The organism is Gimesia aquarii, assembly GCF_007748195.1.
Classification (GTDB): Bacteria; Planctomycetota; Planctomycetia; order Planctomycetales; family Planctomycetaceae; genus Gimesia; species Gimesia aquarii.
Genome location: NZ_CP037920.1, coordinates 1,512,873 through 1,532,597, shown reverse-complemented (window position 1 = coordinate 1,532,597; position 19,725 = coordinate 1,512,873). Strand labels below are relative to the sequence as shown.

Annotated in this window: 18 protein-coding genes; 9 read left to right on the top strand and 9 right to left on the bottom strand. The window is 46.3% G+C overall.

Features of this window, described 5'->3' with window-relative positions; genetic code table 11:
- Positions 1 to 5: 5 nt before the first annotated feature.
- Positions 6 to 806: a methylmalonyl-CoA decarboxylase gene (gene scpB / locus V144x_RS06320; RefSeq protein WP_144983033.1), complete on the top strand. Its 801-nt coding sequence runs from the start codon at positions 6 to 8 to the stop codon at positions 804 to 806.
- 156 nt (positions 807 to 962) lie between these two features.
- On the opposite strand, the gene V144x_RS06315 is transcribed toward scpB, so the two are convergent.
- Together V144x_RS06315 and V144x_RS06310 are read right to left on the bottom strand one after the other, a co-directional pair.
- Positions 963 to 1,325, bottom strand: a complete 363-nt coding sequence (locus tag V144x_RS06315; protein WP_144983029.1) for a hypothetical protein — start codon at positions 1,323 to 1,325, stop codon at positions 963 to 965.
- 306 nt (positions 1,326 to 1,631) lie between these two features.
- Positions 1,632 to 2,117: an NUDIX hydrolase gene (locus V144x_RS06310; protein ID WP_144983026.1), complete on the bottom strand. Its 486-nt coding sequence runs from the start codon at positions 2,115 to 2,117 to the stop codon at positions 1,632 to 1,634.
- Between the two features lie 254 nt (positions 2,118 to 2,371).
- Here V144x_RS06310 and V144x_RS06305 point away from each other — a divergent pair, with 254 nt between their 5' ends.
- Together V144x_RS06305 and V144x_RS06300 are read left to right on the top strand one after the other, a co-directional pair.
- Positions 2,372 to 2,833, top strand: a complete 462-nt coding sequence (locus tag V144x_RS06305) for a hypothetical protein (RefSeq protein WP_144983008.1) — start codon at positions 2,372 to 2,374, stop codon at positions 2,831 to 2,833.
- 109 nt (positions 2,834 to 2,942) lie between these two features.
- The gene (locus V144x_RS06300; protein WP_144983005.1) at positions 2,943 to 3,617 is read left to right on the top strand and encodes a hypothetical protein; all 675 of its coding nucleotides are present in this window, start codon (positions 2,943 to 2,945) and stop codon (positions 3,615 to 3,617) included.
- A 229-nt stretch (positions 3,618 to 3,846) separates the two neighbouring features.
- On the opposite strand, the gene V144x_RS06295 is transcribed toward V144x_RS06300, so the two are convergent.
- From V144x_RS06295 to V144x_RS06285, 3 genes are all read right to left on the bottom strand, one after another.
- Entirely contained in the window at positions 3,847 to 4,359 is a 513-nt protein-coding gene (locus tag V144x_RS06295; protein WP_144983002.1) for a carboxypeptidase-like regulatory domain-containing protein, read from the bottom strand.
- A gap of 112 nt (positions 4,360 to 4,471) precedes the next feature.
- Positions 4,472 to 5,458, bottom strand: coding sequence for a DUF1559 domain-containing protein (locus tag V144x_RS06290; protein WP_144982999.1), 987 nt, complete (start codon positions 5,456 to 5,458; stop codon positions 4,472 to 4,474).
- Positions 5,459 to 6,530: 1,072 nt separating this feature from the next.
- On the bottom strand, positions 6,531 to 7,595 hold the full coding sequence (locus V144x_RS06285; protein WP_144982996.1) for a hypothetical protein: 1,065 nt from the start codon (positions 7,593 to 7,595) through the stop codon (positions 6,531 to 6,533).
- 1,622 nt (positions 7,596 to 9,217) lie between these two features.
- On the opposite strand from V144x_RS06285, the gene V144x_RS06280 reads away from it, so the two are divergent.
- From V144x_RS06280 to V144x_RS06260, 5 genes are all read left to right on the top strand, one after another.
- Positions 9,218 to 11,032 carry a M3 family oligoendopeptidase gene (locus V144x_RS06280; RefSeq protein WP_144982993.1) on the top strand — a complete coding sequence of 605 codons (1,815 nt, stop codon included), beginning with the start codon at positions 9,218 to 9,220 and terminating at the stop codon, positions 11,030 to 11,032.
- Positions 11,033 to 11,231: 199 nt separating this feature from the next.
- A complete protein-coding gene (gene metX, locus V144x_RS06275; RefSeq protein WP_144982991.1) occupies positions 11,232 to 12,434 on the top strand; it encodes a homoserine O-acetyltransferase MetX in 1,203 nt (400 codons plus the stop codon).
- 53 nt (positions 12,435 to 12,487) lie between these two features.
- The gene (gene metW, locus V144x_RS06270) at positions 12,488 to 13,162 is read left to right on the top strand and encodes a methionine biosynthesis protein MetW (RefSeq protein ID WP_232102733.1); all 675 of its coding nucleotides are present in this window, start codon (positions 12,488 to 12,490) and stop codon (positions 13,160 to 13,162) included.
- A 92-nt stretch (positions 13,163 to 13,254) separates the two neighbouring features.
- Positions 13,255 to 13,986 carry an FkbM family methyltransferase gene (locus tag V144x_RS06265; protein ID WP_144982988.1) on the top strand — a complete coding sequence of 244 codons (732 nt, stop codon included), beginning with the start codon at positions 13,255 to 13,257 and terminating at the stop codon, positions 13,984 to 13,986.
- Between the two features lie 234 nt (positions 13,987 to 14,220).
- Positions 14,221 to 15,045, top strand: coding sequence for a ParA family protein (locus V144x_RS06260; RefSeq protein WP_144982985.1), 825 nt, complete (start codon positions 14,221 to 14,223; stop codon positions 15,043 to 15,045).
- On the opposite strand, the gene V144x_RS06255 is transcribed toward V144x_RS06260, so the two are convergent.
- The 4 genes from V144x_RS06255 to V144x_RS06240 all read right to left on the bottom strand — a co-directional run bounded on the left by V144x_RS06255 (position 15,046) and on the right by V144x_RS06240 (position 19,021).
- Positions 15,046 to 16,491 (bottom strand): oxidoreductase, encoded by a 1,446-nt coding sequence (locus V144x_RS06255; protein WP_144982983.1) that lies wholly within the window; start codon positions 16,489 to 16,491, stop codon positions 15,046 to 15,048.
- A 140-nt stretch (positions 16,492 to 16,631) separates the two neighbouring features.
- The gene (locus tag V144x_RS06250) at positions 16,632 to 17,315 is read right to left on the bottom strand and encodes an SDR family oxidoreductase (RefSeq protein ID WP_144982980.1); all 684 of its coding nucleotides are present in this window, start codon (positions 17,313 to 17,315) and stop codon (positions 16,632 to 16,634) included.
- Between the two features lie 39 nt (positions 17,316 to 17,354).
- Positions 17,355 to 18,212, bottom strand: a complete 858-nt coding sequence (locus V144x_RS06245; RefSeq protein WP_144982977.1) for a ThuA domain-containing protein — start codon at positions 18,210 to 18,212, stop codon at positions 17,355 to 17,357.
- An 89-nt stretch (positions 18,213 to 18,301) separates the two neighbouring features.
- Positions 18,302 to 19,021, bottom strand: a complete 720-nt coding sequence (locus tag V144x_RS06240) for a 3-keto-disaccharide hydrolase (protein WP_144982974.1) — start codon at positions 19,019 to 19,021, stop codon at positions 18,302 to 18,304.
- Between the two features lie 365 nt (positions 19,022 to 19,386).
- On the opposite strand from V144x_RS06240, the gene V144x_RS06235 reads away from it, so the two are divergent.
- On the top strand, positions 19,387 to 19,668 hold the full coding sequence (locus tag V144x_RS06235) for a hypothetical protein (protein ID WP_144982971.1): 282 nt from the start codon (positions 19,387 to 19,389) through the stop codon (positions 19,666 to 19,668).
- Positions 19,669 to 19,725 lie beyond the last annotated feature (57 nt).

The following is a 19,725-nucleotide window of genomic DNA, read 5'->3' as shown; positions in this document are numbered from 1 at the left end:
GGACCATGTCTTTTATCACAGTCAGCAATGAAGATCGAATTGGAACGATTGTGTTCAACAACTATCAGAAGCGAAACGCTTTGAGTGCCGATCTGATCACCGAAGTGTTATCAGCCCTTAAGACAATGCAACAAAATGGCACGCGCGCCGTAGTGCTGCGGGCAGCGACCTTCGAAAAAGTCTGGTCAGCCGGTCATGATGTGGATGAACTCCCGCAGGCGGATACAGACCCACTCCCTTACGATGATCCGCTCGAAAAGCTGCTACGGGCTGTACGCAGTTTTCCCGCCCCTGTGATCGCGATGGTGCACGGCTCCGTCTGGGGAGGCGCGTGTGACCTGATTATGAATTGCGATCTGGTTCTCGCTGATGAAACCTGTGCCTTCGCAATCACCCCTGCCAAACTGGGACTCCCGTATAATGCATCGGGATTCCAAAGCTTTCTTTCCAGGCTACCTCTTAACATTGTCAAAGAGCTGTTCTTCACGGCCAACCTGCTGACGGCAGAGCGGGCCGAGCGAGCCGGACTGGTCAATCAAATCGTGCCCCATGCAGAATTGGAAAGCCAAACCTATGAAATAGCGCGGACCATCGCGTCTCGATCAGCGGCATCGATTGCCGTTGCCAAAACAACGCTGAACATGCTCAGTCAGGCCGTACCACTTAGTGCATCGCAGTTCGAGTACATTCATGGGCTGCGACGGAAAGTCTATTATGGTCCCGACTATCACGAAGGCATCCAGGCCTTTCTTGAAAAACGCGCCCCCGTATTCCGAGTTGATCCGGAATTAAACGACACTCCCTGACTGTAACACAAAATACTTTTCCTTCTTCGTTAATATCTCATGGAAGATCGGCATCATTTTGAACGACATACTTAAGTAGGCAGTTTTATTAGCCCCAGCAAACTGTTTAAGGGATCGTCGCATTCCGCGAGGAATAAAACTGAATGATATGTTTTCTCATGTAGTGCCGATTGCGAGTAGCATGGGAGTCTCTCGATCTTCATGGGAAATTGCCAAAAATAGCTCCATCCCTTCCACCTCCCATGTCGCGGCTGGATAGACGCCGCAGAGTGGAATGGTTTCGAATTCATCTTCTACCTTCGAAACATTTGGAGCGCCGAATCGACTGGATAACTCCTCGACAAGTGATTGGTGGACAGCTTCGAACTCACGATGCTTCCGTTCTAATGCGTCATCATTCGTATCTTCGTCGCCTTCGAATTCTTGGATCTTTATTATCTCCAAGGCCCCTGGCCCACCATTGGTCAATTCCTCAGCAAATTCAACGATGTCATTCGGCATTGAGATTTCGTCATTCATAGTTTGATTATCCTTTAGGCCATAGAGGCAGCCCCTATCAGTAATACGAGGCTTTCGCATACCACTTAATACACTGCAGAATGCAGCCTGTTAAGAATACAGAATTTTGCCGAAGCCGCAACATTTTATTCCATCACCAGTCGCATTTCCAGTCGTTTGATGGATTATGCTGCGTTGGAGTGAGATGTACGGCATCCATTTCAAACCCCTTAACCCGTTGGCAAAATAGCATTAAATCTCGTGCCCGATAAACTTAATGACCTCTACTAGATCGTATTCCTTAGACCATCTACCAGACGATTAGTCCTATAAAAGGACCAGTTCGGAATCGACGCACAATGCATTCTCAACCAATTCAGTCAAAGCGCTGGGACGGAGAATCTCAGTCGTGTTATGAAGCTCTTCGAGCGACCACCATCTGATTTCTTTGAACGTACCATATTCGCATTCTGACAGACCAGCTGGATTGAGTTCCGGCCTCTCGGAGACATAGCATACAAAGTAGATTTCGTGACTGATGACACAACCTTCTCCCGGAAGATTCAGTGATACGTTGCGAACCCCAATCTGTCGCCCTATCGTAACGTTCTCCAGCGTGAGTTCCTCCCGTAACTCGCGCTGGAGTGCATCTACTGGCTGCTCCCCCGCTTCGATTCCACCGCCGGGCGTTGCCCAATACTTGAGAACATCAGGCTGTGCTGGATCAACCGGAATGCTGTCTTGGTGTTGGATCAATAGCAACTGACTCCGATTGTTCAACAGAATCGCCCGTGCTGAATTACGTTGTTTCATGGCTGGCTCCCAAACACTGAAAAACAGGCTTTATCTCTTTTTACGTTCCTGCTTCGGCACCGCCCCTGAGAAATGGCTCTGATTGAAACGGGATAATACAAAACTCGCTGTTGACAGTATACCACTGACTGGTACGATTTAATATTACATTGCATCGTAGAAAATGTATGCGACTTCATTCGTTCAACTAACATTCATACGATCAACGATCAGTTTTAAATTCACGTGTTGATAATACTCATCGGGAGACTGACATGAGTGACCTGAGCAGAAGAGACGCGGTAAAAATGGTGGCAGGGCTAACCATGGGGGCGATGGTAACCGGAGACATCAACGGTGAAGAGAACAAGAAAGTAGCCGACCCATTACTAGACAGTGCGCGCAAGTGGCCCTGGAGCTTTAGGATTATCGAGCAGGTCACATTTAAAACCAGTCCCACTCAATCGAATCTCTTCTTCACTTCAGCCCACGCCCCGGGACACTTACCTAAAGGAATCAGATTACTCTTGGGCTCAATGTATGTCTTTCGGGCCGAGACTGATCATGACGAGTTCACCAGACAAGGCGGGCTATACTGGGAATGCGGCAAAACCAAAGGTAAGGTACAGTTCAAACAGAAGGGTACCTTTAATCAGCAGGGAGCATTAGTGATGGCCATACGCGATCTGGAAGGCACTGTCAACTGCTACTCACTGGAACCTGATTTACGCTGCTGAGTGTCAAAGTTCTGTTTTGGTAGAAGACAACATAACAAATAGTCTCGATACGAAAAAACGGATCTTGATTTGTTCTCAAAAAATAGATTTCGCAACAGGAGTTTAAATAATGGTTGACCGCGATGCACGAGACCAACTTGCTGCCCTCATTCGTCAATATCTCGACGACCAACTGACAGCGTTTGATTTCGATGATGCGCTGGTGGATTTTCCTGATACCGATGACACGACAGTGCAATTTGTCATTGAGACTGTCTGGTATTTCTACGATGATGGTATTGATCATCCCGTTGTGCTGTCCAAACCACAATGGGATTACTTCCAGCGATTACTTCTATTACTGGATTCGAATTCCACTGTTACCGTCAAGAAAACACATCTCTGGTCCTTCGTGCAACCAGTTGCTGCCGTTTTGTTATTTGCATGCCTGTTGATTGTCTGGCTAACCGGCTTTGGTGATCACTTACTCATTTTCTTCATCCCGTTTGGCATCGGTTCCATTTTGCTTTCGTTCCTCTATCGACCGGAAGCCAAAGTAGATCCTTTCCACGAAATCGTCACACCGTTTCAATCCATCAACGACCTCAGTATCGCCTACGATTCCACGAACTTCGTCAAACGGCGCTATCCTTCGCAGCTTGAATCCAGGCAAATTTGCTCTCCTGCCATGAATATGCTCATATGGGTGCAAAACATCGTCCTGTGTTTGCTCTTTGCACCGATACCGTTGTTGATACAATGCTTTCCTCAAACAATCACCAACGTGCGCGTGAATCCGGCGTAACCACGACTGAATATATATCTGAGGAGCTATAAAGGAAGAAGGTCCAAAAGTATTCGGCACAGTTTATGCTGACTGCTAAAAATTACTGCGAACAGGGAGTTTTCGTGTATTTCGTGCCGTTCGTATTTTGTAAATTGGTTCATCTACATGCAGGAAGGCACGTTAACTGCTTGAGACATGCCCCCTTTATCTATTCTTTTATGACCAAACACACCTTGAGACTCGATGATCAGTTTTGAAAAAACGAACGCGGGGGCTTGAATTTTGAGTCGAGCTCAAACTCGAATTTCGAATCCGGCGCCTTGACTGTGGCTCCCTGGATGATCGCATGAGGCTTGAACAGGTTATAGGCAGGGGGAATTTGTTCTTTCATCTCGACCTGACCTCGCTGGGTATTCGGAGGCACCGGAGACCCGTCCGGTTGCGTGATCTTCGAGAAGGTCACACCGTACTCCCCTGGAGGGCACCCCGGATTCGAATGATAGTCAGACAAAGTAAACTTGCCTGCTTCATCGGTCAGGCCAAATCCGCCGTTCCCTTTCGTGTTGCCTGTGGGATGAAATTCAACCATCGCACCGACGAGTGGTTGACCATCCATCGCCACGAATCCCGAAACAGGAATCATTTCAATGTTAGGGCCGGAATTCGAACCCCCACAACCGGAAAGAGAAGCAAGCATAACCGCGAAAGGTATTGCAAATCGTCGAGTCAATTTACGCGTCGTATCTAAGCCAGCACTCATGTATATCCACCAGAGATTGAAGAAGCAGGATTGATTAAGAGAAGAAGAGTCCTCCGCTCACGGGTTTCCTTATCCGTGAGCGTTGAAACTTCCCGGCAAACAATTTCTCAGATCAGAATTCGCCAATCACCTGGCCGTCTTTGATTCTGGAAAGATTGGTGCGGATAGTGGAATCGATGTTCTCGCTGATAAATCGCACAGCACCATCGGCGAGCAGGATCATACAACCTCCGACATGGGCACTTCCGGGCATACTGTAAGATCCCAGTACGCCGGGCCGTTCCGTCATCGGAGGAGTCCAGGAGCAACAAAGCCAGTAGTTGATTCCCCGACTGTGGGCCAGGTTGACGCCATTTCCCGCATAGACGCTACATCCCCAGTAGTTACCGGTTCCATCCCGCACCTGACGAGTCGTTTCGCACACCATGACGGTATTACTGGTGCCATCCTTGATCTTCGAAATATCGGAATTGGAATTCTCCCCAAAGAGAGCTCTCGTGGTAATGCCTTCATTTCCCCACAACGCCCAGGGCCCTGTGCCGGAGCTGACACTGAACCCATAGTTGGTCATGGCACTTCCCGAGATACCACAGCCGTAGTAGGAAGTCGCGGAATTGTAGGTCTGATTGTTATCATCACTCGGACAATTGAAAACGGCGATGACTTTTTTCGTCAGTTCCATATTAGCGGTAATGTCCGCTGACGCTCCCATCACTGTTCCCGCACTGGTCGAAGACCACCCACTGAACGTACTGTCGCGTTGGGCGGCGGTGAAGTTGAACTGATTGTAGAGCGCAGACTGTTCCAGATAAGGCAGAAGTAGTGTCCAGCCGGATGTATTCAGGATCGGATCTCCGGCCTGCGTCCAGACCATGGCGTTGTTGGCACTTGAGTAGGGAAACTTGGTGTGCGCGTCGTGATAATTGTGCAGAGCCAGACCAAGCTGCTTCATATTATTCTTGCAGGTAGAACGGCGAGCCGCCTCGCGCGCCTGCTGCACGGCAGGGAGCAGCAATGCGATTAAAATGGCTATAATCGCAATCACAACGAGTAGTTCTATCAGAGTAAAACCCTTCTTGCTGTATATGTTCCTCGACATCAAATAACTCCCTCTTTAAATTCATAGGATTAGAAATAAATTCACAGGATCTGAAAATGTTAAAGCTGATAAGTGTGATGTAATTGTTTTGTAGTGATGATTTTGTAGTGATGATAATGGGAAGGATACTCATAAACACTGACTAATATTATATTTCAGTTCTAACGTATTAGTAGTAAATAGTATACTATTTTTAAATATTTATTAAATAATGATTAAGCCACTTATTCGACACGATATTCTCAAATGACCATAAGCTCCTGAAATAAAAGGGAGTAGCCAACGAAAAGGATCTGGCTCGTGCCCCACCTTCTGAATCGCCGTTTCCAGGAAAGTAAAAGTAGCCTTTCGGTATAGCACAAGGAATTGGTTTTCAATAAGTAACTCAGTTCTTGTGCTGATGTAGTATTGGATGATATCAAGTAAGAGGACATTCAACGTAAAAGCTCGTCTAGAGGACTTCCACTGGAGAGGGACAGAGCACCGTGTTCCAGCATATAGTGATGCAAAGAACGTGCCGCCAGGAGTATAAAAGGGTCGATCAAAATCCCCAGCTCACCGGGCATCGAGATACAACCTGTTTACTAGACTTTGTTTATGGGAAACAGTATTTCGTCGTCTCAGAAATTTCGGACTTTGAGACATCAGACGATGGCTTCGCAAGTGCCATAACTTTTTGAAGATTGCCAATTAATTTCGCACCAGAGACCACCAGGATCACACGGAAAGAATAAACGGGGCTGGTTCAATACTGTTCGGTTCGGCAGTTGCTCTCGGCGTCTGATTTTTAGATCGGAGGTTTCAATGATTGTAAAATCTGAGGAGTGGTAATTCGAACAATCGCTCTCAGATGAATCGGCACAGCGTGAAGTAAGACAGACAAGACGTGCCAGAGGCTCGCGTTTCAGTCGTTCAGTTTTTGCAAACAGGAAATGCGCGAGAGCAGTTCTTCCTCGTCACACATGCCGATGAAATACCACCAGATCATTTCATAGGTTCGCAATGTCGGGCAAGCCGACAGTGCCACCGAAGGCTTTATGTACAGTCTATGTAGAACGGGTTGCTATGCAAATTAGTGGAGTGTAAGCGGTCTTTGTTCTCCTGTATATAACCAAGACATAGACGATCCTCGCAATACTTTACTTCGCGCGGCTCGATATTCTGCTCCGGTTTTGATTAGCGGAGCCACGCCAATCCCCTGTAATGTGGTCGCAAGTGTTGTCAATCCAGATATGGGCTCAATAAATGTTCCAGCAACTGCGATTGTTGTAAGTACCATCTCTTTTGAAAACAGTGCTTTGACACTTGACAAGTTAAGTTCTTTCTTGAGGTCCTTGAGATCCTGTTTCATCTCCTCCTTGAATTGACGCTCGATTTCCTTGACGTCACTTTTTGTTTCAACCTCATTAGTGAGGCGATCAACGTAAGTTGATAAAGCTTTACGATAGCGTTTCCGCATCGCTCTGTAATCACCACTATTGCTCTTTTCTTCACGCTTTCTCATATCTATTAGCTTTTTGATCGGTATGTTTTTCGTCCCGAGAACTTGAAGCGAAATTGTTACTAAACGTTCATAATTTGCACCAACTTCGCTTGCATCCAAACCGGAGACATATGTTCCGCCCAGTTTGTTTGCGTAATACTGTGAGACCCACGAATACACTTTTGCGTGATCTGTGATCTTTTGCTTTTGCTTCCCAGCACATTGGTCCGCCAGAATTGACATCAAAAGCAATCCAAACACTCGAGGAAGAGCATAGTCGGATGAGGACTCGTCAAAATATGCAAGACCATGCTGCTCAAGTAGCTTCCATGTACCCTTATCGAACTTTTTAGGATAGATGAGGTATTCGCCACGGCTTTTGGTGACCACATCTTTTAAAAACGATGAAGGTGGCGCCTCGGCTAAGAACTTTTTTAACTGTATGTGAGCATTCCTTTTTTCATCCCGAGTTGGCTTGTGATTGCGAGCGAGCAAATCGAATGCTTCGTTGTACTCTTTTTTCTTGTATCTTTGACGCTCAAATTTTCCGTCACTGGGAATTATGCAGTGAATCTGGTCCCACAAAAGAAGCCCAGTTTTCAGAACACCCTTTGTTCGGACTGTGGTATGGGGATAGTAGAGTGCGACTTCCATAACGATGCCTTTATGTTACATAATATGTATTTGACCGCCGAAGCTTGGCAAAACACTACCAACTGTTGTGGCCCAGTATGAATTAGTTTATATAAATGTACTGAATTATACAGTGATTTGGGATGGATTGCCAGTTAATTTCCCTATACAATATTGCACTGTAGTGCTATGCCGCATTCGACATTTTGCGGCATTCCTGACTTCGAAAGAACTCCATTTCTCCGAGCAAGTCTCCCACACTTTTTATTTCATGGACAATCTAAACAGCAATACGCTCCATAATGTTTTCTTATTTGTTCATCAGTATGATAATCACCCTTTAATATAGGGCCTCAACACTTCACACAAATCGCGATTGAAATTCATCACTTCGACCACTTTTAATTCTGGGAAATCAAGAACTGTTGCCTTTCCTGCCAACACATGTGTGGGGGCTCGTTTAATGACGCTTGTGGTGAGTAGATCACCGTAGTTCTCAGCGAGAAATCACTTCGATTCAATAACAAATCTCTCCTGTGACAAATCCATTTGGTAATATTTTATCACTTTGAAATTCTTCGTCATGTTACTTAGATAAGCAGTAGTGATCTATGAGCACAACTTGTAGATTTACTGCCACTAATTCCTCCAATGTGGAATGGCTCTTACTCATAAACCACCGAACATTGATGAACCATACATCACAAATATGATAAACATAACCTAGAGAATTTTTGCCGAGAGACTCGTAACTCTCATCCATTTAAACGAATGAATATTCACAACATCTTTTCTACAGCGCAACTCCGCTTGTGCAAAGGTGCTCTCTATTCATCTAAGGCGTTCGAGTTGCATCCGGTAAAATTGTTCGGCCTTTGATAGAACCAAAGATTCCCGACTTGCTCCATTGCTAATTCGCAGGCAAACTCTGGAGTGGTTCTGGTGCCGGGTTGGTGGGTTGCTCCTGTTTATGCTCTGTTTTTTGAGGGTTGTGATGCCTTTGTTTCCTCGGATTTTGTTTCTCTGTGTTTGTATGACATTCATTGTTCTGACGGTTCTCTATCATGCGGAAAGGCGTGGGAGGATCAAGAGAAACTTATGCGCCTTAATGTCTCGGAAGTGGTACGAAATGATGGTTTGGTTTCCCTTGTGGGTGTGGAAAACGTGTTCAAAAGGGGTGGCTCGCTACGAGACATTGGGAACCAGCTCTGGTACTTCAGGTGAAAATGTGGAAAAACGATCAATTTTCGCATGCATAAATTGAAGTGGTGCGCGGTGTTCAACCATCGAAAAAACGTCCCTCGCGCGCGCGACGCAGAACAGGGAGTTTCAACAACGGCGCGACCGTGTCAAGACCTGAATTATCATCGGTTATGCGCGCTGATCAGTGAAGAGATGTGTCTCTGTCAAATACAAAAAACATGGTACCGGCGGCTAGCGCCGTACCGCTCATGGAGTGGTGTGGAGTATCACTTTAAAATTGGAATGTGTTTTTTCCGGCCGCTCGACAGTTTAGTGTCGTTCTGCGATAATGTGAGGCTTAACACACATTTCTTCACATTCGAAACGCCCCTAATTCAAGGTGCTTTTAAATTTAAACTTGTGAATCATTACCCCACATTTACTGAACGGGATCGACGACAATGACTGAAGTAGCCGCTTATCCTCTGACCTGGGAACTCGATTCCCTGTATCCTCATCCGGATCACTCTGATTTTGAAAACTGCCTGGATCAGATGAAGGTTTCTCTGGAAAGCCTTATCGAACGGGTTGAAGCATTACCTGAGGCGACCGCTTCCGAAGCGAGTGCGGCCGTCTGGGGGGATTTTCTAACAGACTATCAAGCGGCGACTGCCGACTTATCTGGACTCTTTGCGTTCCTGGAATGCCACTGTGCCGAAGACGCCTACAACAAACACTTTCAAGTATTAATGGCTCGACTGGCCAGCATTCGCCCTTTGCGGGAGAACATCGAAACGCAGCTACAACTGACACTGCGCGATGTCACCGATGAAGTCTTACAACAATTTGCTCAAGCCGACAGTCGTCTGCAAGAGATTCATTTCTTTCTGGAAGATTCCAAACGAAATGCCAAGTTACGATTACCTAAAGATCAGGAAATTCTCGCTTCCGAATTAGCCGTCGATGGATTGCATGCCTGGGGACGGCTCTATGATCGTCTGTCGGGAGAACTCAAGATCCGTGTGATGGAAAAAGGAGAGTTGGTAGACCGCTCGCCCGGTCAGATTCAATTTGATTCGCCACAAAGAACAATTCGTGAGAATAATTTTTATGCAGCAAACAAAGCCTGGGCCACCATTGCTGACTCCTGTGCCGATGCTTTGAATCATCTCGCGGGAACTCGACTAACGACTTACAAACACCTGCCAGTAAACGACCATCTGGATGCTCCTTTGATTTACAACCGAATGGAACGTGCCACCCTCGATACCATGTGGTCGGTGATCACCGAACGCAAACATAAACTGGTGAGCTACCTCGATAAGAAAGCAGAGCTTCTCGGTCTTTCCAAACTCTGCTGGTACGATGTGAATGCGCCGCTACCTCTCAGCGGGGGGGAATCTGCGGAACTCCAGTATGACCGTGCCTGCGAGTTGGTTGTGAACTCCTTTGAAAAATTCAGCCCCGATCTGAGTCAGTTTTCAGAAAAGGCGCTCCGCGAACGTTGGATTGAAGTCGAGAATCGCCCCGGCAAACGGCAAGGCGGTTTTTGTACGGGATTCCCGGTTCAAAAACAATCGCGTATTTTTATGACCTATACCAACTCTGCTGACAGCATGTCAACGCTCGCTCATGAATTGGGGCATGCTTACCATTCGTATGTCTTAAAGGATGAGCCATTCGTACTCAGTGACTATCCCATGAATCTGGCGGAGACCGCTTCGACGTTTGCCGAAGCCGTTCTGGGCGAACAACGCTTGAGTGCTGCTCAGACCAGAGAAGAAGAATTGCAGATCCTGGATGGAATGCTGGGAGACTCCGTCGCTTTCATGCTCAATATTCATACGCGGTTTCTGTTTGAAGACCGACTTCACAAGGAACGTCTGGATGGCGAATTGACATCAGAGCGTTTTTCCGAACTGATGTTAGAGGCGCAAAAAGAAGCCTACCTGAATTCATTGGATGACGAAGGCTGGAATCCGCTGTTCTGGGTCTCCAAACTGCATTTTTATATCAGCGAATTACCGTTTTATAATTTCCCTTACACCTTTGGTTACCTGTTGTCACTGGGAGTTTATGCTCTGTCAGATACCTTTTCTGATCAAACCGAATTTGCTGACAAATACCGCGAACTCTTGATTGCCACCGGCTGTCAGCTCACTGAGGAGGCAGTCGCCAATACATTTGGTTATCACCTGGGAGAAGCTGAGTTCTGGAACAAGAGCATCGATATCATTGACCGACGGGTGGACCGTTTTCTGGAATTGACCCAGTAAACTCGATGACGAAAGAGAACATTGAGCCTGTAATAATCCGTGCCAATGAATGAATTTGAGGTGCTTCTGTTCTAAAATTGCAAGGTCAGCAGGTAACGCAGCGGCCACGTGTCGAAATTCAGAAGGAGGTTCGGTATACTGATTTAACAACGAAGCGACTATTGTCTATTTTGCAGGAAACCGGAAACGTAATTTTTCTATGGCTACACAACAGGAAATTTCTGAAATTCGCCAACACTCGGGTGTTGGTTTTGTTCAGACCCAATTGGCAACTCTATTTGAACCACCTCATAGTTTAAAACTGGCTGGAGGAGGAGAACTGGGACCGATTCAGGTGGCCTATGAAACGTATGGCGAATTGACGCCCGCGAAAGATAATGCCATCTTTATTTGCCATGCACTCACGGGCGATGCGCACGCCGCCGGTTACTACGAACAGGACGACGAAAAAGCGAAGCCCGGTTGGTGGGACGATTTAATCGGCCCGGGAAGAGCCCTTGATACCGATAAATACTTTGTGATTTGCGCGAATGTGCTGGGAGGCTGTCAGGGGACGACCGGGCCCGAAAGCAAAAATCCGGAAACCGATCATTCCTATCGACTCGATTTTCCATTTATTACGGTCGGTGATATTGTGGAAGTCCATTCGGCGCTCACAAAACATCTGGGGATTGACCAGTTGCTGGCTGTGATTGGAGGCAGCCTGGGAGGGATGCAGGTATTGGACTGGGCGGCTCGATTTCCTGATCAAGTTCGAGGGGCGATCTGTCTGGCGACCGCCGCTCAACTTTCGGCACAGGGAATTGCCTTTAATGCGGTGGGCAGGCGGGCCATCAAAACAGACCCTGAGTACAAGGAGGGTAAGTATGAAAAAGGAGCCGGCCCCCGTTATGGATTGGCACTCGCGCGCATGATTGCGCACATTACTTACCTTTCTGATCAATCGATTGAAATGAAGTTCGGCAGACGTTTACAGGATCAGGATACCTTTCAGTACGAGATGCTGCCAGAAGTCGAATTTCAGGTCGAAAGCTATTTGCATTATCAGGGAAAACGATTTGTCGAACGTTTTGATGCTAACAGCTACCTATATCTTACGAAAGCAATGGACTATTTTGATCTCGCTTCTCAATATGGTTCATTGACCAAGGCACTCGGAAAAACGGATGCCCGGTTTCTGATCGCTTCCTACGATTCGGACTGGTTGTTTACTACGACCCAAAGTAAAGAGTTGGTGAGAGCGTTAATTGAATGCGGCAAACATGTTTCCTTCATTGAATTAAAAAGCCCATTCGGCCACGATTCTTTTTTGATTGAAATTGAACAGTTACAAAAAATGATTACGCCTTTTCTGGAACAAGCTTATCAAACCCGTTTAGCGGAGAGTGCCAAAAAATCATGATCAAAGGTAGCTGAAGGCACTTCGCTACCAATGGTTGACACGGAAAATTGACTATGTGTGCACAACATCGATATTGTATGCAGGACCCGTCGCTGGAAGTGACGGATAAACTGCTACTCGAACAAATTCAACCGGGAAGTCGCGTATTAGACCTGGGCTGCGGCGATGGTCGTCTGCTGGCGCGGTTGCGTGATGAACGAGATGCTTCTGTGTTGGGAATTGAAATTGATATTACGCAACACCACGCTTCCATTGCCCGCGGTGTCCCCGTGCTTCAGGCAGACCTGGATGAAGGCCTGCAGGATATTCCTGATGGCGCTTTTGATTACGTTGTGCTGAGTCAAACGCTGCAACAGGTGCTGCATCCGAAACAGCTGCTGGAAGAAATGGTCCGCGTCGCGAAACAGGCGTTGGTGGTAGTTCCCAATTTTGGAAACTGGCGAATTCGTCTCCAGGTTCTCAAACAGGGACGTGCGCCGGTGACCGAAGTTTTACCATACGAATGGTATAACACACCCAACCTGCATTTAATGTCGATGCATGACTTTCAGGATCTGATGCGATTATTGGGAATTGAGATTTTGCAGGAAATTCCAATCATCAATCATCGTGCGGTTGAAAAAGCGTGGCTCGCCAACTTAAGAGCCCAACATGTGCTCTACATCTTGCAGCGTTTAGAGGAGAGTTCAACAAAAACAGAGAGCGATAATTTATTGCATAGCTCATAGTAATCATCTAAATTGAGTTTGCGATCACAATACGATTTGATCTTAAGAAGAGATCAGGTTCATCAGTAACCGAAAATGATTAAGGATTAATCATGAGACTACATCGCAGGATTCCACAACTATTCGGATATGACTTGATTCATATCCAAAGAAACCACCCCACGCTTGAGTCACACTTAAAGTTTTTATTTGAAAAATTGAACATCAACATCGTTTTGGATGTGGGTGCCAACCGCGGGCAATATGGATGTCTGCTTCGCGAGATGGGGTTTACAGGCGATATCATTTCGTTCGAACCCTTGAAAGAAGCATACCAGGAATTATTACAGAGTAGCGCGGGAGATACCAAGTGGCACACTTACAATTGTGCCCTGGGTTCTGTATCTGAAACGACGGAAATTAATTTTACCAGTTCGTCTGTGTTTGCGTCATTTCTGAATCCCAATGAATATGCCAAAGAGGTGCGGAGCGAACAGGTTCAGATTGATCAAAAAGAAACCGTCGAAGTCAAAAAACTGGACGACGTTTTTGAAGAAGTGATTTCCAAATGTTCCGGAACCAATCACCAGATTTATTTGAAAATGGACACTCAGGGTTTTGATCAGGAAGTTTTTAAGGGAGCAGAAAAATCTATCGAACAGATTGCTGCACTCCAATCAGAAATCGCCATTCTCCCTTTGTATGAGGAGATGCCGGACTACATTGAGTCGATGACTGCGTTTCGAGAGAAAAGCTTTGAATTGACGGGGCTCTTCCCTGTCTCACGAGATCATGATTCGCTGTTTCTGATTGAAATGGATTGTGTCATGCGGCGAAAGTCATAGAAACAAAGGAGGTAAAAACATTTGAAATGTACCAGAACGATCCAAGATTTGAGCCCTGTGATTCGTGTTTCCTTAAAAGCGATTTCCCGATATACTTCCCCACCTTAAGGCGAAACCAAGCTCAAATCCAGCGTTTTTCACCTGAATCACGAATGACGTAAGGTGTTATTATAAAGACGTTTGGATTAAATATATGACCCAATCTACATAAGAGAAAGAGGGAAGGGACTCCCGATGCGTATCATTGCGATTATGAACCAAAAAGGGGGCGTTGGCAAAACAACGACAAGCGTGAACATGGCTGCCGGACTGGCGATGCAAGGCAAAAAAGTTTGTCTGGTCGACCTGGACCCGCAGGGACATGCCTCTTTGCACTTGGGAATCGAACCCATGGGAAATGTCCCGACAGCTTACGATGTTTTTTCTGGTTTTAAAACACTGGCCGAAACCCGGCAGCTGGTTGCGAAAAATTTATGGGTCGTTCCCGCGACTCTGGATCTCGCAGCGACGGAACTGGAATTGGTTGATGCCGAGAATCGGGAAATTGTGTTACGCAATGCCATTCATAAGATGGCGGAAACCGAACCATTTGACTATCTGATTATGGACTGCCCCCCTTCTCTGGGTGTGTTGACAATTAATTCGTTAACCGCAGCTACGGAAGTCATCATCCCTCTGCAACCTCACTTTTTCGCGTTGCAGGGTTTATCCAAACTGTTGGAAACAACTGCATTGGTCCGCCGTCGTCTGAACCGCGAACTAAGAGTCTCGGGTGTTGTCTTGTGTCTGTATGAAACAGGAACACGACTGGCAGCCGACGTTACAGATGACTTGTCCGCATTTTTAAGTGAAAGTGATCCCGAGGCACCATGGGCTTCGGCCAAAGTATTCCAGAGTCGCATTCGCCGTAATATTAAGCTGGCGGAAGCTCCCAGTTTTGGACAATCGGTATTTGATTATTCCAAAAATTGTCCGGGTGCAAAAGACTATGCCGGTCTGGTAGAAGAAGTCATCTCGGATGAGCAAAGTGAGGAAGTTCCGCTGCAACAAGCCGCCTGATTACTCAGACGACGCTTTCTTTTTTTCTTCCAACTTGACTTTTGCTTCTTTCCAAAGTGGATCATAGACCTCTTTATCAAACGGAGGACATCCAGTGGCATACTGCCCCAAGGGATGGTCTTTCGTCCGCATGAGGTTCGTACAATAAGAGAATGTCCGGCAGACAGTTTTCCGATTGAGCTTGCCTTCATCCCGTAAGACTTTGGCAAACTCGGGTTGAGAAAGCGTCGCACGTCCCATGCCGACAATAGAAATCTTTCCCTGCTCCACGTTGGCAGCGGCGGCATGCATTGCAAAGTCCTGCAACCAACTGTAGCCACTCCCCACTACAGGAATATCGGGAACTGCTGCTTGAATTTGCGAAGCAATCCGAAAATGTCTGGCAACACCGATGAATGGATGTTCGGGCGCATGATAGCCATCCGTCGGAGGGAATTCGGCGGGACGAACAATGTGGGGATTCGCATACGGATTGCCATTGGAAATATTGATCATACTCACGCCCCACTCACGTAGTCGCTTCGCCACTTCGATAGGTTCTGAAAGATCTTCTTTTAAATGGTCATGCGGGTCCGTACCAAAGGCCGTCTGTAAGGGTAGTTCGTGAGGGCAAGGTTCTCCAATAAAATCGTCACCGGCCCCCTGATAGGGAATACCATCGTAGCCATTCATGCGAGTCGCGATGACCAATTGAGGGCACTCTTCTTTGATGCGCTGAACGACATTTCGCACCAACCGGGTCCGGTTTTCCAAAGAACCGCCATATTCTCCAGGACGATTTTTGGATGCCAATAATTCTGATAAGAGATAACGATGGCATTGCTTGATATCGACAAACGCAACTCCAATTGACTCCGCCAGTTTGGCAGCAGCAACATACTGGTCTTCAATTCGCTTTAGATCATCGTCGGTGAGAATCGGATAACTCTCGTCGATAGGACGCCCGGTCGCTTTATCAATCGTACGCGGGTCAAGCACAGCGTCGCGGGTGGCCACTAGCGGTTTTTCAAAACTGAACCGACCCGAATGCGTTAGCTGCAGTCCGATCACGAGTCCTATGTCTGAGCCAAAAACTTCCTGATGTGAATCGCGACAACCGACTAACATTTGCTCTAGCGCAGAGGCCGTCCGATCGTTGATCATTAACTGACGGGGATTCATTCGTGCTTCGGGACCAATTGCCGTCGCTTCTCCCCAGATTAATGATGCCCCTCCCGCTCCAAATCTTCGGTAACGACGGTAAGTTAACTCATCAGGAAAGCCGTCAGTTGTTCCATCGCAGCCTTCCATCGGTTGAATTCCCAAACGACTCTTGGCTTCCAGATGACCAATCTGAATCGGTTGGTACAACACATCAAAGTGATTCGACATCTGAATCGGGCAGCCCAGACGTTCAGAATCTGCAACAACATCGTCAGGAGATTTATACTTAAAATATTTGGCCATGTTTGATTACTTTACGGGAGGGAACTCGATTGTCGATCTTAGATGAATATGAAATCTACCCTGAGTCTAATCTAAATAGAAGCGAATTTCCAACCAGCGGAAAGAAACCCCTAAATTGGAAGTGGCGAGAATGAATCTTTCTAAACGGGAACTGTCAACTGTTGTCCGTTATGTTTTGCAGAAAGACTCAGTAGAAAGGGAACCGCAGTTTCTGCCCACTCTTCGGCCGTAGGATAATGTGCGGCCTGAGAACCGAAGCAGCTTTGTAACATGGATGTATTGATAACCCCCGGGTTGAGAGGAATCGCTGCCATACCACGGGGTAATTCCTGCGCGAGTGAAAGCGTTAAACCTTCCACAGCCCATTTTGTCGCACAATAGGCGGCGACTTCTGCAGAAGCGGAACGTCCCCAACCAGAGCTGAAATTCACAACCACTCCTGTTTGACGTTCGATCATCGCAGGTAGAAAATGGCGGATTGTATTGGTAGGGCCTTTAATATTCACATCGATTACAGCATCAAAGTCTTCTGTGGGAACTTCCCAGAGCGGTGCATTTTCGTTGATCAGAGCGGCATTATTAATGAGTAGATTGGGAGGGCCAAATTGATCAAGTGTGCTTTTAGCCCAAGAGCCTACGGCATTATTATCTGCAATATTAACGACCGAAAATTGATGAGGTGAACCATACTGCTTTGACAATTCATCGATCCGTTCCCTGGAACGTCCACATCCTATGACAGTGTGCCCCGCTTCAATCAAACCATCAACCATGGCGCGACCCAGCCCCTGGGTCACTCCGGTTACCACTATCACTTTCGCCATGAATTTTTCCTAAACTTCTACCTGCTTTGAATGATGCTATTATTTCGTAGCCGCTTTCGTTGCGGCAGCCGCTTTTGCATCTTCCTTTTTGGAAAGCTCAGGATTCACGGGAACAGCCGCAGGAGCGTCGCCTCTAATCCATTTGATGGCTCCGATCACTGATTTTTGAAATGCTGGATTCGTCCATGTTTGTGGATTGTGTCCTAAATTATTTACAAAGACTTTGCCCTGCCCCCACTCTTTCGCCCAGGCCACGGGAACTTGATAAGGACGTTTAGGATTGCTTTTCTCCATATTCAAGCTCATCAACACATGCACTTTTTCGGGCTGCCAGTTTTTGTATTGATAGATTTCATCTTTAAACTGAAACTCTTTCCCAAAGGGCTTCATGGCCGGGTGATTAGGATTATGTACGGTAATCGTCACCATGTTATTTGCATTCCAAGGATGTCCGTTAAAGGAACCACCCACCATGTCCCAATAAGGCTGGTAGGTTTTATATGTGTCGGTGGCGGAATGAAAGCCGATGAATCCGTGCCCTTTTTGTTTCAGCCAGTCATTCAAAAAATACTGCATGTCTGCTTCTTTAATAGGTAACATACCCGTGGTATAAAAAATGACAATATCATAATTCTTCAGGTTTTCTTTAGTGAAATCGGCAGCAGCATCCTGCGTACAATCGACGGTAAACAAACCTGACTGCTTTCCTAATTGCACCATCGCGATTTCCGCAGGCGCTAACTCTGTTTTATTTCGTTTGACAGAACCATGGGTATAACCCTTACTCTGAGTGAGCATCAGAATCCGGGTCTTTCCTGATTCAGCTTTCGCATTACAAGGTGTCACGAGCCAGGAGAACGCCAGCAGGCAGGTTGTAACTATTAAGGGAAAACGCATGATATTCACTCCGCGGTTGGGTATTGAGGAAAGCCAGAATTTGTTTGTTTATTTTAAAATAAGCAGTCAAGCCAATGCAAACCAAACGCCTAATCAGTCAGTTTCTGAATGCGGATATTTCGAAACTCGACTGCATCACCCTCTGATTGAATACCAAAGTAGCCTGCCTTGAGTTCACTCGGTTTACATGAGGCGATCGGCGTCCCATTCAAAACTGAAGTCAGTGCACCATCTTTGGAAATGACTTCGATGCTATTCCATTCACCCACAGGTTTTCGGGCCATTTCTCTTGCTTCCTGGTTGTCAGTCACTTCCAGAGTGATCTCTTTGCTATTGGATTTGATATGAGCCATCTCTGCAAACTTCCCTTGCACTTCCAGACATTTAGGCCAGATCCGATTTTCGCCGGTGATATAAAATAAGAAGCCCGTATTCGGATTGTCATTTTTCTGGCCGGTTTCCGGGAAACGATATTCAAGACGCACTGAGAAGTTACTATAGCTCTTCAACGAATAGAGATAACCTTTGGGATTACCCGTGCATGAAATCACTCCTCCTTTTTCTGTCCAAGTAGGCTCCTCGACAGATTTTGCTGCTTTCCCTTGAAACTCTTTAAAGTCTTTCAAGGTCAGAAGCGTATAACCTTTTTCAACTTCAAATAACGATTCTAACGTTTTTTCTGGTAAGTCAATTGCGGAAACATCCTTGGCTGCTTCTTCTTTTTGTTTCTCAGTCGGTGAGTCACCACTACAACCATTGATAAGAAATGCTACGGAACTCAAAATGAAAAACGTGGGCAGGTATTTCATGGTAAATTATCTTTCAAGGCATGTTTATTGAAATTTCTGTACTTGGCGCGCAACACAATTTCTGGTCTGACCCGTATCCTACAATATTCGTACGACACACTAAAGCCTGCCTGCCTGTCTTCTACTCAGGACGCATATAATCGGTACATCTTTCTCTCATGAGTCATATTTACTGCATTATCTTTCCAATAGATGCGGTAGATCCCTCGAAGATTACCGATACATAACATGTACTCTCCTTTTACTGATTCGCCTCAAAGGGAAAACAGTTTCATTTTTAATCTTCATTGCCGGAAATTTCCTTCCCCGCGTTCAAAATCATCGGCCAATGATTTCGGTTATCAACCGAGAAAGAAATGGGCAGCATGCAGCAATTAATGATCACACCCGAATACTCTTTACCAAAAACGACGACACCATCCGATTCACTGATGATTCAAAAAGATTCTTTAGAGAAAACTGACGAGACTCAAAATCTTAGCATCTCAGTCCTGGAATGGTTGAACGCGGAATTACGTAAAGAGGTGGAAAAGCAGGAAATAGTCGCACTTGAGACAAACGATAATATGATGGATCGTTTGCAGAATCTGCTGACTTCAAAAGCAACCGGTATCACCATTATGATGACCGGACTGTTTTTGATGTAATGCAATTAAGCAGTTTGACCACCAGAGGTAGTGGCAAAACGAGGGATTCTGCTATGA